The 16,296-nt window shown below is 34.8% G+C and carries 15 protein-coding genes; 11 read left to right on the forward strand and 4 right to left on the reverse strand.

Features of this window, described 5'->3' with window-relative positions; translation table 11 throughout:
- Positions 1-41 precede the first annotated feature (41 nt).
- The 8 genes from ACY0M5_RS19555 to ACY0M5_RS19590 are packed head-to-tail and all read left to right on the forward strand — an operon-like array spanning position 42 to position 7,593.
- Positions 42-812, forward strand: coding sequence for an AMP nucleosidase (locus ACY0M5_RS19555; RefSeq protein WP_124992333.1), 771 nt, complete (start codon positions 42-44; stop codon positions 810-812).
- A gap of 11 nt (positions 813-823) precedes the next feature.
- On the forward strand, positions 824-1,825 hold the full coding sequence (gene holA, locus ACY0M5_RS19560) for a DNA polymerase III subunit delta (protein ID WP_124992334.1): 1,002 nt from the start codon (positions 824-826) through the stop codon (positions 1,823-1,825).
- Positions 1,826-1,878: 53 nt separating this feature from the next.
- Positions 1,879-2,553, forward strand: coding sequence for a T9SS type B sorting domain-containing protein (locus ACY0M5_RS19565; RefSeq protein WP_156194227.1), 675 nt, complete (start codon positions 1,879-1,881; stop codon positions 2,551-2,553).
- Positions 2,554-2,555: 2 nt separating this feature from the next.
- Positions 2,556-3,509 carry a PorP/SprF family type IX secretion system membrane protein gene (locus ACY0M5_RS19570; RefSeq protein WP_461630321.1) on the forward strand — a complete coding sequence of 318 codons (954 nt, stop codon included), beginning with the start codon at positions 2,556-2,558 and terminating at the stop codon, positions 3,507-3,509.
- A gap of 4 nt (positions 3,510-3,513) precedes the next feature.
- Positions 3,514-5,598 carry an OmpA family protein gene (locus ACY0M5_RS19575; protein ID WP_461630322.1) on the forward strand — a complete coding sequence of 695 codons (2,085 nt, stop codon included), beginning with the start codon at positions 3,514-3,516 and terminating at the stop codon, positions 5,596-5,598.
- A 10-nt stretch (positions 5,599-5,608) separates the two neighbouring features.
- Complete coding sequence (locus ACY0M5_RS19580; protein WP_124992338.1) at positions 5,609-6,214, forward strand: rhomboid family intramembrane serine protease; 606 nt, start codon at positions 5,609-5,611, stop codon at positions 6,212-6,214.
- Positions 6,215-6,217: 3 nt separating this feature from the next.
- On the forward strand, positions 6,218-6,715 hold the full coding sequence (locus ACY0M5_RS19585; RefSeq protein WP_461630323.1) for a D-glycero-alpha-D-manno-heptose-1,7-bisphosphate 7-phosphatase: 498 nt from the start codon (positions 6,218-6,220) through the stop codon (positions 6,713-6,715).
- Positions 6,716-6,717: 2 nt separating this feature from the next.
- Entirely contained in the window at positions 6,718-7,593 is an 876-nt protein-coding gene (locus tag ACY0M5_RS19590; RefSeq protein ID WP_461630324.1) for an aminotransferase class IV, read from the forward strand.
- A gap of 4 nt (positions 7,594-7,597) precedes the next feature.
- Here ACY0M5_RS19590 and ACY0M5_RS19595 read toward each other — a convergent pair whose 3' ends face one another.
- Positions 7,598-8,191, reverse strand: a complete 594-nt coding sequence (locus ACY0M5_RS19595) for a YqgE/AlgH family protein (protein ID WP_124992341.1) — start codon at positions 8,189-8,191, stop codon at positions 7,598-7,600.
- 147 nt (positions 8,192-8,338) lie between these two features.
- Between ACY0M5_RS19595 and ACY0M5_RS19600 the strand changes: the two genes are divergently transcribed.
- Positions 8,339-10,282: a Na+/H+ antiporter NhaC family protein gene (locus tag ACY0M5_RS19600; RefSeq protein WP_461630325.1), complete on the forward strand. Its 1,944-nt coding sequence runs from the start codon at positions 8,339-8,341 to the stop codon at positions 10,280-10,282.
- Positions 10,283-10,473: 191 nt separating this feature from the next.
- Here ACY0M5_RS19600 and ACY0M5_RS19605 read toward each other — a convergent pair whose 3' ends face one another.
- A complete protein-coding gene (locus tag ACY0M5_RS19605) occupies positions 10,474-10,959 on the reverse strand; it encodes an arsinothricin resistance N-acetyltransferase ArsN1 family B (protein WP_124992343.1) in 486 nt (161 codons plus the stop codon).
- An 820-nt stretch (positions 10,960-11,779) separates the two neighbouring features.
- On the reverse strand, positions 11,780-14,224 hold the full coding sequence (locus tag ACY0M5_RS19610) for an alpha-ketoacid dehydrogenase subunit alpha/beta (RefSeq protein WP_461630326.1): 2,445 nt from the start codon (positions 14,222-14,224) through the stop codon (positions 11,780-11,782).
- A gap of 355 nt (positions 14,225-14,579) precedes the next feature.
- Between ACY0M5_RS19610 and ACY0M5_RS19615 the strand changes: the two genes are divergently transcribed.
- Both ACY0M5_RS19615 and ACY0M5_RS19620 read left to right on the forward strand, forming a co-directional pair.
- Entirely contained in the window at positions 14,580-14,822 is a 243-nt protein-coding gene (locus ACY0M5_RS19615; protein ID WP_101308289.1) for a hypothetical protein, read from the forward strand.
- A gap of 93 nt (positions 14,823-14,915) precedes the next feature.
- The gene (locus ACY0M5_RS19620; RefSeq protein WP_154675801.1) at positions 14,916-15,083 is read left to right on the forward strand and encodes a hypothetical protein; all 168 of its coding nucleotides are present in this window, start codon (positions 14,916-14,918) and stop codon (positions 15,081-15,083) included.
- A gap of 122 nt (positions 15,084-15,205) precedes the next feature.
- Here ACY0M5_RS19620 and ACY0M5_RS19625 read toward each other — a convergent pair whose 3' ends face one another.
- Positions 15,206-16,213: an FAD:protein FMN transferase gene (locus ACY0M5_RS19625; protein ID WP_461630327.1), complete on the reverse strand. Its 1,008-nt coding sequence runs from the start codon at positions 16,211-16,213 to the stop codon at positions 15,206-15,208.
- Between the last annotated feature and the right edge of the window lie 83 nt (positions 16,214-16,296).

The following is a 16,296-nucleotide window of genomic DNA, read 5'->3' on the forward strand; positions in this document are numbered from 1 at the left end:
AAGGTAGAAGATTATTCCTGATATTTAATGACCAAACCTACATGAAAACAAAAGAGGAAATTGTAAAAAACTGGTTAACCAGATATACCGGCAGAGAACTCGCTGATTTTAGTCCATATATACTTCTAACTAATTTTAATCACTATGTTGAGCTGTTCGCTGAATGGCACAATGTTGAAATTCTAGGCGAAGACAAAGCAATGCCAAATGCATCGGCCGAAAATATTACCATAATTAATTTTGGTATGGGGAGTCCGAATGCGGCAACCATTTTAGATTTACTTAGTGCAGTTAAACCCAAAGGAGTTCTTTTTTTAGGCAAATGCGGTGGTTTAAAGCGTAAAAATAAACTTGGAGACCTAATCCTGCCAATTGCAGCAATTAGAAGCGAAGGAACCTCTAATGACTATCTGCCGGCAGAAGTCCCTTCTCTACCAGCATTTAGTCTTCAAAGAGCAGTTTCTCAGGTCATTTCAGATCGAAACAGAGACTATTATACAGGAACAGTATTCACGACCAATAAGCGGGTATGGGAATACGATGAACGTTTCAAGAAATATCTGTCAAAAACCAGAGCCATGGCAATTGATATGGAAACAGCAACAATATTTACCGTCGGCTTTTATAATGGAATTCCCACAGGAGCTTTGCTTTTAGTTTCTGATCAACCAATGATTTCTGATGGAATAAAGACAGATGAAAGTGATGCCAGTGTGACACTTAATTTTGTAGAAGAACATATCCGTATTGGTATTGAATCCTTAAAAGAAATCATGCACAATAAGCAATCTGTAAAACACTTACGCTTCTAACACAAACACTTATGACATTTGAGGACATCCTTAAAAGCTTAAAAAAGAAAGAATACGCTCCGGTTTATTTTTTAATGGGAGAAGAAAGTTTTTTTATCGATCAAATTACTGATTACATTATTGAAAATGCACTGAATGAATCTGATAAAGATTTTAATCAAACAATATTGTATGGTAAAGATACAGATATTGGAACCATAGTAACAACGGCCCGAAGATTTCCAATGATGGCTGAAAAACAATTGGTTGTGGTTCGGGAAGCTCAAAACATAAAAAACATTGATCAACTTCTGTCCTACATTCAAAATCCATTGCATTCAACAATACTGGTAATTAATTACAAATATAAATCTTTAGATAAAAGAAAAAGCTTTACAAAAGAGGTTGCCAAGAACGGAATCTTATTTGAATCGAAAAAAATTTATGAAAATCAAGTTCCCGATTGGATAAAAAATTACACCAGTAAACAAGGATATCAAATTGATTCAAAAGCATGCTTTTTACTTGCCGAATTTTTAGGCAACGATTTAGGTAAAATTACCAACGCGATTGATAAATTAACAATAAATACCACGGAAGCTAAAACAATATCGCCAGGCGATATTGAAAAAAATATTGGGATATCTAAAGATTTTAACAATTTTGAATTACAAAATGCATTGGGCAAAAAAGACGTTTTTAAAGCCAACCAAATCATAAACTATTTCGCTACAAATGAAAAAAACAATCCAATGGTTGTAACCATTGCCTTATTACACTCGTATTTCTCAAAAGTTTTAAAGTATTATTTTATCAAAAATAAAACCAATGATAAAATGGTAGCGTCTACTTTACAAATTAATCCTTATTTTGTAAAAGACTATAAACTGGCAGCAAAAAATTATAACCCGAAAAAACTAGTATCTATAATTGCACTGCTGCGGGAATATGATCTTAAATCGAAAGGAATTGGAGATGTAAGTACGAAGCATGGAGATTTATTAAAGGAATTAATCTTTAAAATTCTTCATTAGAAATTTGATTAAAAAACAGTCACAAAAAATTAAGTTGTACATAAATCCCAACTATGAGATTTTATTTACCCATTTGCCTGCTTTCAATACTCATTTGCCTAAACTTCTCAGTAAGTTTTGGACAAATTACTCCTGTTGCACAAAACGATACGGTTTCAATAACCAATAAAAGCGTAGCAAACGAAGTGATATATATTGAAGTTGATTTTTTACAAAATGACAAATTTTCTGATGTTGATGAACTTGAGATTTCAATCTTAAATCAAACAGACCAATATGGGAAAATGCATTTGATAGAGAATAACACTTTAATGATTTACTATCCTTATGAAAATTCATATGGCACTGATACAATCCGTTATCAAATTTGTAACGAAAATAAAAAGTGCAGTAAAGCTTTAGTTATCGTAAATGCTGTGGATCCAAATCAAGTTGAACTTTTGATCCCATCCTCCTTCACACCCAACAATGATGGAACCAATGAGAAATTTTTCATTAAAGGAATAGAGAACTATCCTGAAAATGAATTTATCGTATTTTCCAGATGGGGAACAAAGGTTTTTGAAAAACGAAATTATTCGAATGATGATGCCTGGGATGGTGGCTACAATAAGGCCGGCGTTAAATTAGGCCCGGGGGATAAACTTCCCAAAGGCACCTATTTCTTTAAGTTGATTATTAAAGACAAAGAGTATGTAAAAAGTGGATATATTGTTATTAAGTACTGATAATGAATTACATATTAAAATCCTCTATTCTCTTTGTATTTGTTCTTTTGTGTTCTGTAAACTTGCAGGCTCAGGAAGAAATCCGCTTTTCAAATCATAAATACAACCGTCTTTTTTACAATCCTGCTTATGCAGGTAACACCGGATTTATGGAGGCTGTTCTCGCCTACCGAAACCAATGGGTAGGTGTCGAAGGATCGCCGGAAACCGCAATGGTTTCTTTTCAGGCTCCAATAAACTACACCAATTCGGGTTTAGGAGCTGTTGCTTACCACAACAAATTTGGAATTCAATCGGATATTGCAGTCTTCTTAAACTATGCCTATCAAATTCAAATCAACCGTGAAGGAAAATTATCAATGGGATTGCAGGCTGGGTTCATTAATAAACAAATTAATTGGACTGAGCTGACTTTTTATGATCCAAACCCAAGCAGTCCTAATGATGCAATAATTCCTGATAATAACATATCGACCTGGGTTCCTAATTTTGGTCTGGGCTTTTACTACTACACACCCCAGTACTATTTCAGCCTTTCGGTTCCAAGATTACTTTCGAACGATCAACCCTCAACGGAAGGAATATCGAATAATGTGAGTTTTGATTCTAAATCCCTTTTCTATTATTTAAGTGCCGGGGTTACCCTGCCAATTAACCGGGAAATTAATTTCTCTCCTTCGGTTTTATTTGTTGGTTCACATAAAACCTCGAACTTAATAAATGTAAACTTCGATTTTATACATGACAGCGGTGTTTCTGTGGGTGCTGGTTACAGAAGCGATGGCACTTGGGCCGGCTTGTTCGGTTATCAACTAACTCAAAAACTAAGATTTTCGTACTCATACGAAAAATCTTTCGGAAATTATCCCACAAAAGGCTATACAAATCATGAAATAATATTAAATTACAATTTATCATTACGTAAAAGCCAGATTACATCACCAAGATATTTCTAGTAATATGAATAGAAGTCGAATCTTACACTTTCTGTTAATTCTTGTATTTGTTCTTACGGGTGTTTCTGCATCCTTAGCTCAGAATCAGCAGGTACAAAAAGGCGATCGTTTGTACAATAACAAAGAGTTTGCCGCTGCAACCTACTACTACGAAAAATACCTCGAAAATTCTGAAGACATTAAGATAAAGAGAAAACTTGCCGATTGTTATCTTCAAATACAAAAAGATACCGAAGCAAATTATTTACTGGAAAATATGGTGGCAAGCGCGGAAGCCAATGCTGAAGACTATCTGCATTATGCAAATCTCTTAAAGAGAGTTCGCAACTATGAAAAAGCAAAAGTTTTTTTCAAAAAATATGCCGAATTAAAACCTGAAGACAGTAACATAAGCAAATTGATTCTTTCCTGTAATTTAATTAAGGAACTACAAGATGATCATTTGTATTCCATAAAATCACTTTCAATTAATTCTCTCCAGTCCGATTTTGCGTCGGCATTTTATAAAAACGGACTTGTTTTTGTTTCCGGGCGGAAAAATAATACTTCCAAGCAAATTGATGGCAGAAGCGGAGAATACTTTTTGGACATGTATTTTTCAGAAAAATCAGGAGATAATTATTTAAGTCCAGAACCCTTTTCTGATGATTTCAACACTAAGTATCATGAAGGTCCAGCCTGCTTTAGCTCAAACGAAAAGTTTATTTTCTTCACTCGAAACAAAGGAACTTTGAATCTGGAAGGGAAGTCGGAATTAAATATTTACACTTCAAGACACAACGGTACAGATTGGGATAAGGCTGAAATATTCCAATTTTCAGGTCAGACTTATTCCATGGGGCATCCGAGTATTTCCCCCGACGGAAGACATCTTTATTTTATTTCGAATATGGCTGGTGGCTACGGAGGCACAGATATTTATGTTTGCCGAAAGTATGGATTCAGCTGGAGCAGACCGATTAACTGCGGTCCTACCATAAATACCGACGGCAACGAAATGTTTCCGTTTATTGCCGAAGATGGTTATTTATATTTTGCTTCGGACGGTCATATAGGTTTCGGCGGTTTAGATATTTTTAAATCAATTTTTGAACAAAACGAATGGACATATCCGGTTAATTTAGGACCTCCTTTCAATTCCTCAAAAGATGATTTTGGATATCTGATCAGGAAAAACAAAGAAGTTGGTTATTTCTCTTCCAACAGGAATGGAAGTGATGATATTTTTGAGTTCAAACAGAATCCGGAAAAAATACAAAATCTGCGTGGCCGATTACTTGCCAGTACTAATAAGAGTGCTTTGAAAGATGTTGAAGTTATTCTTATGGAGAATTTATCCAAAGAAAAATCAACTCTAACTGATGAAAACGGGCTTTTTTCTTTTGATATTTTTAAGGGTAAAAATTATAGTTTAATTGTTAGTAAACCCGGTTACAAAATAAAACGAATTCTCTATTTTGCTCCCGACGAACAAACAACTCCCAAACAATTAAATATTTCTATGGATACAATCCATTGGGTTAAATTCAAAGGGAATATTATAGATCAATTTTCCGCTCATGCTGTTGAAGAAGCATCAATTCAGATAATTAACCAGACCTACAAGAGTAATTCATTCTGTGTAACTGATGAATATGGTGATTTTGAACAAGAAATTGATCCTTCAAAAGCTTACGACATCATTATCCAAAAAGATGGTTATTTCACCAAAGTGATCAACAATTATAAATATCAATCGGCAAAATTTGAGCAAATCGAACTTCAAAAATTTTCTACTAATCAGGACATGGAACTATATGGAGTAGAGTACGATGAGGGTTCGTGGGAATTAAAAGAAAATACAATAATGGAGCTGAATAATTTAGCCGGTCTTCTAAAAGTAAATCCACATATTTCCATTGAAATTAATGGATTTACAAATCAGGATAAAGGGAAAAAAGAGAACAACATAATTTGCGAACAAAGAGCAAAAACAGCCTCCGAATATATTATTTCCAAAGGCATAACTCCAAACCGCATTCAATACAAATCAGCCGGATACAATTCCGGAAGATCAGCTTTAGTCGTAAAACTAACTGAAGCATTTTAAACTATAAACAATGACCATTATAATAATTGCCATTACTGTTTTGATATCAGTCGCAGCCTTTAAAAAGGTTGAGTTATTGTACAAATACCAGTTTAATGCTTATCAAATACTTAAAAGAAATCAATGGTATCGAATACTTACCTATGGTTTTCTTCATGCCAATTGGGATCATTTATTGGTGAATATGGTTGTGCTATTTTTCTTTGGAAGAGTACTGGAAACTTATTTCAACTACTATTTTGGGGCTTCAGCGGTTCTTTATTTTATTCTGTTGTATGTTGGCGCTATTGTATTTTCTACTCTTTACGATTTAAAAAAACACCGGGAGCACTATCATTACAATGCTGTTGGTGCATCGGGTGCTACTTCTGCAGTAGTTTTTGCGGCTATCTTCTTTGCTCCTTTAGAAAACATTTATTTCATGTTTTTTATTCCGATTCCAGGAATCATTTTTGCCTTAGGCTATTTGTACTATTCGTATTATATGAGCAAGAAAAATTTAGACAATATTGGTCACAGCGCCCATTTCTACGGAGCTCTTTTCGGATTTCTATTTCCAATCCTTATTAAACCCCAATTATTCTCCTTATTTTTGCAGCAGATTCTCAATTTTTAGGACATGCAAAAAGCCCTCTTCCTTGATCGTGATGGTGTAATAAACTCTGACGAAGGACATTATTATATATACAAAACCGAAGATTTTAAACTTAATGAAGGCATTATTCCTTCCCTTCAAAAAATTTCGGAAGCCGGATATATTTTATTTATTGTAACAAATCAAGGTGGTATTGCCAAAGGAATCTATTCTGAATCTGATGTGGAGATACTTCATAAACATTTACTTTCTGTTTTAGAAAAGAAAAATATCTATATCAAACAGATTTACTTCTGCCCTCATCACGAGAGTATAGCAAAATGTGATTGCCGGAAACCAAGTCCTTTTTTCATAAAAAAAGCCATTGCCGATTTTAATATTGATGCTTCTAAATCCTATATGATTGGAGATAGTCCCAGAGATATTCAGGCTGCAGAAGCTGCCGGAATAAAGGGAATAAAAATTAAATCCAATGAGAATATCAGTATTTATTGTGATCAGATAGTAAAGGGAGAAATATAAAAATGAATACAACTGAAAAAATCTGTTTAGATGGTAAACTATATCCCAAAGACGAATTACTTTTTGGAGCAGGCAATCGTGCCTTCCGTTATGGTGATTCACTTTTCGAGACCATTCATGCCAACGGAACTGAAATTCAGTTTCTTCCTGAACATCTTAATCGGTTGACTCTTGGAATGGAATGTTTGGGTATGATTATTCCTCATGGATTCCGTGAAAAAATTAAAACAGATATCACCTTTTTAATCCATAAAAATAAAGCTTTTGCAGGCACAAGAATTCGATTAAGCGTTTTCCGAAAAGATGGTGGATTATACACTCCAACAGATAATTCTATTTCCTACTTGATAGAAACTTCTCCTTTAGATCATGATCATTACGTACTAAACCGAAAAGGATTAAAAGTTGGAATTTATGAGGAAATGAGGAAATCTCCCAACCTCACATCAATATTTAAGACCGGAAATTCACTGCCATTTATTCTGGCTGCAAACTATCGTAAAAAAAAGAATTGGGATGATTGCATTCTACTCAATGACAGAGGAAATGTTGTTGAAAGTATCAGTTCAAACCTATTTTTAATGAAAGATGGGGTTTTAATGACTCCTTCGAATGAAAATGGCGGCGTTTCCGGAATTATGAGAGAACAAGTTATTGAAACAGCAGTAGATTTAAACATTACTGTTTTTGATGATTGCGTTTTAAATCCTGAAAATCTTTTAGCTGCCGATGAAATATTCCTAACCAATGCAATTAGTGGTATTCAGTGGGTTGTTGCTTATCAGGAAAGACGGTATTTTAATAAAACAGCTAAACTTTTAATTGAGGAATTAAACCGAAGAGCATTTAATTGGAGAGATAAATCCGAATTTAACTAAACAACTAATTCATACCCGGGTTTTCGGGGAAATTAGACCACATTTTATATCGTCCCCCCATACGCCGCAAGGATTGTGCCCACAATCTTTCGTTATTACAATTCATTATTTCCTGAACGCCAAGCTGACTAACCAACCATGAATTTTCATTAATTTCATCGCTGAGTTGTCCAATACTCCAACCGGAATAACCTGCAAAAAAACGAACCTGATCGGGACGAACTACCTTTTGTTCAATCAAGTTCTTTAAAATTACAAAATCACCTCCCCAGTATAGATTCTCAAATATATGAATGCTGTCCGGAATTAAATCAGGTATTGTGTGAAGAAAATAAATTCGGTTTGTATCAACCGGACCTCCTATAAAAACCTCACCTTCAAAATGTGCAATATTAATCAGCACTTCATCAATAGTTAAATTAATTGGCTTATTAAGAACAAAACCAACGGCACCATTCTGGTTACATTCAACCAATAAAACAAGAGATCGTTTAAAATAACGACCTTCCAAAAAAGGTTCAGCAATCAGCACTTTTCCCTTCTCTGGATTAATTTTGTTCTTTCCAACTCCAAAAAAATCTGATGTCTCGTCCACCATAATCCCCAATTGTTTATAGTTCCAAAATAACCAATTTTACTGAGTAAAAAAAGAATTTTATTATTTTGGAATTTGCCATACCTAATCAATTCAATTAGCATAAAGATTGCAAATTTATTATATTAGAGCCACCCTAAAACTAACTTCATGTACAAACGAATTTATTTAATCTTACTGATATTTCTTATCAACCTAATTCCCTTTTTAGCATATTCTTCCGGCAGTACAGCAACTAAAGCGCAGGATAAACTACAGGTTGAACTTCCTAAAATTATTATCGCAAATATTTCAACACGAATTGCAATCTCAATAGATGATACGAGTAGAATTGTTAGTGAGAATGACAGTCTTTGGATTCAGGTAAATAACCAGAATATAGCGGCAGTAATTGAAGGGAAACAAGTTGTTTTTCATTACACTTTTAAAGAAAAAAAAGAATTTCAAATCTCCTTCCAAAACAAAACCTTCACAAATACAATAAATCCAATTCCTTTATGGCTCTCTATACTTCCACCACTGATAGCCATTCTTATGGCTCTGTTTTTTAAAGAAGTATTTTCTGCTTTATTCGTAGGTCTGTTTTCCGGAACATTAATAATCTATTCGTATCAGGAAGCTTCTATTTTTTCAGCCTTTTTTAAAGCCATATTTGCTATTTCAGATACATATGTTCTTCATTCTCTGGCTGACACGGGTCATATTTCCATTATTCTATTTTCAATGTTAATAGGTGCAATGGTTAATTTAATTACCAAAAACGGAGGTATGCAGGGAATTGTAAATAAACTTTCCAAATTCGCCGGCAGTCCGGGATCTGGCCAATTTGTAACATGGCTTTTAGGGGTTCTTATTTTCTTTGATGATTATGCGAACACATTAATAGTCGGAAATACGATGCGACCGGTTACCGACAGGTTAAAAATATCAAGAGAAAAACTTGCTTATATAGTTGATTCAACGGCTGCTCCGGTGGCATCGATCGCAATGATCACAACCTGGATTGGTATCGAATTAAGCTACATTCAATCTGCTACAGTTCAAATAAATATAGATGAAAGTCCATACAGTATTTTTCTCAATTCTTTACCCACACGCTTCTACCCTTTCTTCACCCTATTTTTTATTTTGATGCTTGTGGTTTTAAAAAAGGATTTTGGCCCCATGTTAAAAGCGGAACAAAAATGCAGGCATGAATCAGAACCGGAATCGCTGGAAAACGAAGTTGTATCATCTGAATTAAAAGAAATTCAAATTGATGAAAATACTCCTACCCGTTGGTACAATGCTGGCATACCAGTCTTTATTGTAATTTTAGGAACATTTGCAGGTTTAATTTATACTGGTTGGGATGCAACTATTTGGAACGATACAAATCTTGCCTTTGGTAAAAAACTCTCTCACATTATTGGAGCTTCAGATTCATACCTTGCCCTTTTGTGGTCCTCTCTTTCGGCAGTTTTGGTCGCTTTGGCACTTACTATTGGGCAAAGGATACTTAGCTTAACTAAAGCCGTAGAAGCTCTGGTTGGAGGCTTTAAAAGCATGCTGACAGCAATTCTTATTTTAGTTCTTGCATGGGCACTGGCTGACATCACTAAAGACATGCATACTGCTGATTTTATTTCGAATACTCTAATTGCAAGTAATGTTTCACCAATTCTCTTGCCATCTTTTACATTTATACTTTCAGCATTAATCGCGTTTTCAACGGGCTCTTCCTGGGGAACTATGGCGATTCTATATCCTTTAATATTGCCTGCATCATGGGCATTGTGCCATTCATCCGGAATGAATGATCCTGAAAGCATGAACATTTTCTACATTACCGTTTCAGCTATATTAGCCGGTTCTGTTTTGGGTGATCATTGTTCGCCAATTTCAGACACAACCATTCTTAGTTCCCTAGCCAGTTCCTGCAATCATATTGAACACGTACGAACACAATTGCCTTATGCATTAACTGTAGGTATCGTTTCTATTTTTGCAGGTTTACTTCCTGCAGCCTACGGAGTTTCTTCCTGGATTTTAGTTCCAGTCGGCTTTGTATGTCTTTATTTAATTGTGAAGTATGTTGGAAGTAAAACGGAGTAAAAGCCCGACATATAATAGTGGGTACTAAATATGCCGGGAGTAAACTTTATGCTGATTTGCAATTATCATATTTGACAATTATACCACTAACCACAATGTATCAAACCAACACTAACTAAAAGTTCTATACATTAAAGACAACTTTATTTATAAAAAGGTGGTATGGACTCATAATTTTTAACAATTATTAACTATTTCAATATCAATTCCCAATATCCAACATCTACCCATTTATTAAATTTATATCCGACCTCCTTAAAGTGCGCTGCTTTTTTGAAGCCGATTTTTTCATGCAATGCAACACTGGCATTATTTGGCAAAGCAATGCCACCAATTGCCGCATGCAACTCTAATTTTAACAGCTTTCTTATTAATTCCTGATACAACAAAGTACCAATTCCTTTTCCTCTGGCATCAGGATGCAGGTAAACCGTAGTTTCAACCGAATATCTATAAGCACATCTTGATTTCCATTCACTCGCATAAGCATAGCCATACATTTTTCCATTTTCAGAAAAAACGATCCATGGCAGTTTAGCTGTTATACTTGAAATTCTTGATTCCATTTCTTTGAGAGAAACTTCATCTTCCTCAAAAGTAATTACAGTATTTTTCACGTAATGATTATAGATTTTACAGATGTCTTCAGCATCAGAAAAGCATACATTTTTTATCATAGAAGCTAAATTTTGGATTGACTTAAAGATACAAAAAAAGAGAAGCCATCCCTTTCGGGATAGCTGTTACCCCAGTATATTTTGGAGCCCTTTTAGAATTGATTTGTTGTTTAGAATTACCACATTGCATCCAACAATCACTAACTAAAATATCCGGAATTTTCCCCTATAGATTCTCCCGAACATATATAAGACAAATAAAAACCCTAATAGGGTGAATACTTACATAGTAAATAAGTGATAATTAATATTGTCCTATACTAAAATCAATGACCGCTTGGAATTTTAATCATTAAAATAATTTACAACAACATACATAAAAACAGCCATCGCTTTCGAGATGGCTGTAACTCCAATATATTTTGGAGCCCTTTAGAATTAATAATTAATTGAACTACCACATACAATCAATTATTTCCAGAAATCTTGGAATACCCCTAAAATAACCAAGAAGGGTTCTTGAGCGAATGATAAAACACCCAAATAATATAATGATCAAAATAGTAAAAAAGGTTGCGTGAAAGTCATAGTTATTTCCGAAAAGAGAAGCTATCCCTTTCGGGATAGCTGTTACTCCGTATATTTTGGAGCCCTTTTAGAATTGGTTTGTTGTCTAGAATTACCACATTGTATCCAACAATCACTAACTAAAAATATTCAAGATTCTCCCCTATAGATCCTCTCGAACAATACTATAACAGGTTGATCAAAAAAAAGGGTGACATCATTATGAGAATAATCTCACAATTAACAATTTTTAACAAAAAAAGAGACTGAATCGGTTAATAATCCAGTCTCATCAATTCAAAAAAATAATTTCTTAATTCGTATAAATAGGTGGAAACTTTTGAGGATTTGATTCTCTCATGATGTCATAAATTATCTGAAAAACATCCTCGGCATTAGGATTCGAGAAATAATCTCCATCGGTACCATATGCTGGCCGGTGATCCTTAGCAGTAATAGTTCTCGGTTCTGAATCCAAATAATAATAAGCATTCTGATCCTCCAACACCTTCTGCATCATAAAGGCAGTAGCACCTCCAGGTACATCCTCATCGAAAAATACAATCCGATTGGTTTTCTTTACTGATTCAAGAATTCGACTATTAATGTCAAATGGTAATAAGGTCTGAACATCAATCAGTTCAACTGAAATATTAAAATCTTTCAATTGCTTAACTGCATCTTCTGCAATTCGCACGCATGATCCATAAGTAACCAATGTGATATCAGTTCCTTCTTCTAAAACTTCAGGTATCCCTAATGGAGTATTAAACTCACCTAAATTATCAGGCATTTTTTCCTTTAATCTGTAACCATTGAGTGGCTCAATTACTAATGCCGGCTCGTCCGATTCTAAAAGTGTATTGTAAAAGCCTGCTGCCTTGGTCATATCTCTTGGTACACACACATGAATTCCTCTGATTGAGTTAATCACCATGCTTAGAGGCGAACCCGAATGCCAAATTCCTTCCAAACGATGACCGCGGGTACGAATAATTACCGGTGCTTTTTGACCTCCTTTGGTTCTGTATTGCAATGTAGCCAAATCATCACTCATAGTTTGCAATGCATACAGCAGATAATCGAAGTATTGGATCTCGGCAATTGGACGCAATCCTCTTAATGCCAAACCAATTCCCTGACCTAAAATTGTAGACTCTCTTATTCCTGTATCTGTAACTCTAAGATCGCCGTATTTTTTCTGCATTCCTTCTAAACTCTGATTTACGCCGCCAATAAAGCCGGTATCTTCACCAAAAGTCAACAGTAAAGGATATTTACTAAAAAGTTTATCGAAATTATCGCGAAGCACTTCACGTCCGTTTACCATTTTTGATTCGTCAGAGTAAACAGGAGCACAAGTTTTGATGTTTTGCACTCTTAAATCAGTCTCGCTGTATAAATGACTGCTGTATCGTTCATGATTTTCCTCAAGAGAATTTTTAAGCCACAACTGCAACTGCGATTTTAAAGGTTTGAAGCTTTCGCATGAACTACAAATAAAACGCAGTATTTTCTTTGCTGCCGTAAAATTATCCTTTCGAACCGGATGAATAAGCTTTTTGAGATCATTTACAATTTTATCGATTCGCTCCGTTTTTTTACAATCGCAACCGGCATTCTTAACCAATTCAATCAATGCATCTCTTTCTTCTAATATTGGATCAGAAAAAGACTTCCAAGCAGCTTTTCTTGCCATTTTCACTTCTTCCAGAGCTGCATTTTCAATTTCGTCTAAGCTTTCCTCCGTTGCTAATTCAAGGGAAAGAATCCATTCTCTCATTTTTTTAATTGGATCATATTCATTTTCCCAATCGAGACGTTCCTTAGTTTTGTAACGCTCGTGCGAACCCGAGGTTGAGTGCCCTAAGGGTTGAGTCATTTCTGTCACATGAAATAATACCGGAACATGATTTTTCCTGCAAAGTTCAACACCTTCCATATACATTTTACAAAGCGAAGCATAATCCCATCCCTTTGCCTTATAAATTAAGTAACCATCTCCATTTTCATCCTTTTCAAACCCCTTAAGAACCTCTGATATATTCGATTTTGTTGTTTGATATTTATTCGGAACTGAAATCCCCCAGCCATCATCCCAAACACTCATAGCCATAGGGACCTGCAGAACACCGGCAGCATTAATGGTTTCCCAAAAATGACCTTCGGAAGTACTGGAATCTCCTATTGTACCAAAAGCTACTTCATTTCCCTTGTCTGAAAACTCAGGGAAATTGTGTAATTCTTTGTTTTGCCGAAACATTTTTGATGCGTAAGCTAAGCCCAGTAATCTTGGCATTTGACCCGCTGTTGGTGAAATATCAGCGGATGAATTTTTCTGATTTGTTAAATTTTTCCAGCTTCCATCCTCATTTAAACTTCGGGATGCATAATGATTATTCATTAAACGGCCCCCATTAGCCGGATTTTTATCCAGTCTGGTCTCACCAAATAATTGAGCAAAAAATTCCTCACTTGATAACATACCAGATGCAAGCATAAAAGTTTGATCGCGATAATATCCAGAGCGCCAATCGCCATTATTATAGGCCTTGGCCATAGCTATCTGAGCAACTTCTTTTCCATCCCCAAATATTCCAAATTTCGCTTTACCTGTTAATACTTCTTTTCGCCCCCATATACTTAACTGGCGGCTAACATTGGCAATTCGATAATCTTCCAGTACTTCAGTTGTAAAATCGTTGAATGACAAATTTTCTTTTTTTGTCTCCTTATCTTCTTTTACCATTTCCGACATATAATTTTGCGTTATTAGTCTGCAAAGCTTTTCCCCCCTGCAATTGCAAACAAAGATGTGTTAGTGTGCTTATTTAACAGAATATCCCTCAGTTAAATTTAGATCAAATTTAGCAAGAATTATTCTAAATAAGAATATTTTATCCAAGTATTTACAGACCTTTAAATCTGTTTTTGTTTGGAAGAACAATACCGAAATGATATCTTTGCCTGTGAATAATAACTACTTATTATTAATTTATTTGTATTACTAATGTAATACTCTTCTTGTTGTCAACAAATAATAAATTGGTATTATACCAAAATAATTTAAAGGCTTTTACAGCTCTTTTTATAAAAAATTAAGAACTATTCAAATGATTACAGTCGTACTTATAACAAGCTTTCTTCTGGCAATTGGCTTTGCAGGTTTTGCTATTACTATATTGGTTAAAAAGAATGGTAAATTTCCAGAACTCCATATTGGAAATAATAAAGATTTGAAGAAAAGAGGAATTGGATGTGCTACTTCGCAAGATAAAATGGAGCAAGCTAAAGCCAAAAAATCGCTTCAATTCAAACAATTAACACTTTTAGAGAAAGAATTAAAATCTCTCTAAGCCGAAAATAAATTTAAATTTTAACATTAGATATATAACTATCTAATTTTACAATCGTATCCTTAACGGGAGTATCCTTAAATCTAATTTAAAATGGCAGTGTTTTTTAAGATATTACTACTATCACTATTTTTATTGCTGCTTGCTTTTATCGGAATTGGTATTAAGTTGTTATTCGATAAAAATGCAAAGTTTACCGGTGGCAGCTGTGGTTCTTGTAACTGTACCGATCCGGACAAAGAAAATTGTGATACACAATAAAGAATTGAGTTATCGGTTTTTTATTTTCCGTTGTTTGTATTATTTCATAACAACTACTTATTTTCCAAGCTGCGGAAATCGAGAACCGATAATTTTCACCCCCTCCCTATCATCAATTCAATCTACTTTATGAGTGAATCCTTTAACTTTTCGCTTACATAGGTTTTATAATTACCCAAAGAATCCGCATAAATAAAATAAGCTTCCAATAGTGAATCTTTCTCAACAATTCCAATGCTTTTTTCCAATCCCAACACCATAAAACTGGTTGCATAGGCATCGGCTGACATACAATCCGGTGCAAATACAGAGGCCGAAAGAAGACTGTGCTGAACCGGATATCCTATACGGGGATCAATTGTATGAGCATATTTTTTCCCATCCTTAATGTAGTACTGACGATAGTTTCCCGAAGTAGCCAAGGCTCCATTTCCCATCTGAACTACCTCTTGTATTTCTCTCGACATGGTTGATGGATCATCAATTGGCTTATCAATACCCACACGCCAGATTCTGCCTTTATCATTTTCACCTTTAGCGCGGATTTCACCTCCGATTTCAACCATATAATTACTAACACCATTTAATTCCAAAAGATCGGCAACAACATCAACACCATATCCTTTTGCAATAGCACTAGCATCGAACATTATTCTGGGATCGTCCTTTACAATTTTCCCATTTAGCAAACGTACTTTTTCATAGCCAACAATTTCCAGCAAACTATCAACAGGAATCATCTCAGGATCGAGCTTATTCTTAAATCCAAAACCCCAGGCGTTAACCAAAGGTGCAACAGTCATATCAAATGCACCATTCGTAATCCTCGAAATTTCTTCTCCTCTTTTAAAGGTTGTTAGAAAATAGTGATCCAGCACTACACTTGTATCGTTAGTGTTTACCCTTGAAATTACCGACTGAGGCTTATAAGTGGACAGAGACAGGTCGAATTCTGCTAACTTAGCCATTATGTTATCATGAAGACTTTTGTCGCCTGTATACTCGTATGTGATGTGATAGAAGGTGCCAAATATCTGCCCTTCATCGAAATAATAATTTTTACTATTGTTTTGGCACGATGATAAGATCAGGATACCAACAAGAGCGAATGAATTAAATAAATTTCTCATGACTAAATAATAGTTCGTATTTTAAAAAGGTATTAGTGAAACAAAAATAATCAAGCTTATAAAAACAAACAAGCCTCGAATTC

The organism is Labilibaculum euxinicum (genome assembly GCF_963678175.1).
Taxonomy (GTDB): Bacteria; Bacteroidota; Bacteroidia; order Bacteroidales; family Marinifilaceae; genus Labilibaculum; species Labilibaculum euxinus.

Coding starts and splice junctions, on each gene's coding strand:
- ACY0M5_RS19555 (WP_124992333.1), top strand. CDS start 42: ATGAAAACAAAAGAGGAAATTGTAAAAAACTGGTTAACCAGATATACC.
- holA (WP_124992334.1), top strand. CDS start 824: ATGACATTTGAGGACATCCTTAAAAGCTTAAAAAAGAAAGAATACGCT.
- ACY0M5_RS19565 (WP_156194227.1), top strand. CDS start 1,879: ATGAGATTTTATTTACCCATTTGCCTGCTTTCAATACTCATTTGCCTA.
- ACY0M5_RS19570 (WP_461630321.1), top strand. CDS start 2,556: ATGAATTACATATTAAAATCCTCTATTCTCTTTGTATTTGTTCTTTTG.
- ACY0M5_RS19575 (WP_461630322.1), top strand. CDS start 3,514: ATGAATAGAAGTCGAATCTTACACTTTCTGTTAATTCTTGTATTTGTT.
- ACY0M5_RS19580 (WP_124992338.1), top strand. CDS start 5,609: ATGACCATTATAATAATTGCCATTACTGTTTTGATATCAGTCGCAGCC.
- ACY0M5_RS19585 (WP_461630323.1), top strand. CDS start 6,218: ATGCAAAAAGCCCTCTTCCTTGATCGTGATGGTGTAATAAACTCTGAC.
- ACY0M5_RS19590 (WP_461630324.1), top strand. CDS start 6,718: ATGAATACAACTGAAAAAATCTGTTTAGATGGTAAACTATATCCCAAA.
- ACY0M5_RS19595 (WP_124992341.1), bottom strand. CDS start 8,191: ATGGTGGACGAGACATCAGATTTTTTTGGAGTTGGAAAGAACAAAATT.
- ACY0M5_RS19600 (WP_461630325.1), top strand. CDS start 8,339: ATGTACAAACGAATTTATTTAATCTTACTGATATTTCTTATCAACCTA.
- ACY0M5_RS19605 (WP_124992343.1), bottom strand. CDS start 10,959: ATGATAAAAAATGTATGCTTTTCTGATGCTGAAGACATCTGTAAAATC.
- ACY0M5_RS19610 (WP_461630326.1), bottom strand. CDS start 14,224: ATGTCGGAAATGGTAAAAGAAGATAAGGAGACAAAAAAAGAAAATTTG.
- ACY0M5_RS19615 (WP_101308289.1), top strand. CDS start 14,580: ATGATTACAGTCGTACTTATAACAAGCTTTCTTCTGGCAATTGGCTTT.
- ACY0M5_RS19620 (WP_154675801.1), top strand. CDS start 14,916: ATGGCAGTGTTTTTTAAGATATTACTACTATCACTATTTTTATTGCTG.
- ACY0M5_RS19625 (WP_461630327.1), bottom strand. CDS start 16,213: ATGAGAAATTTATTTAATTCATTCGCTCTTGTTGGTATCCTGATCTTA.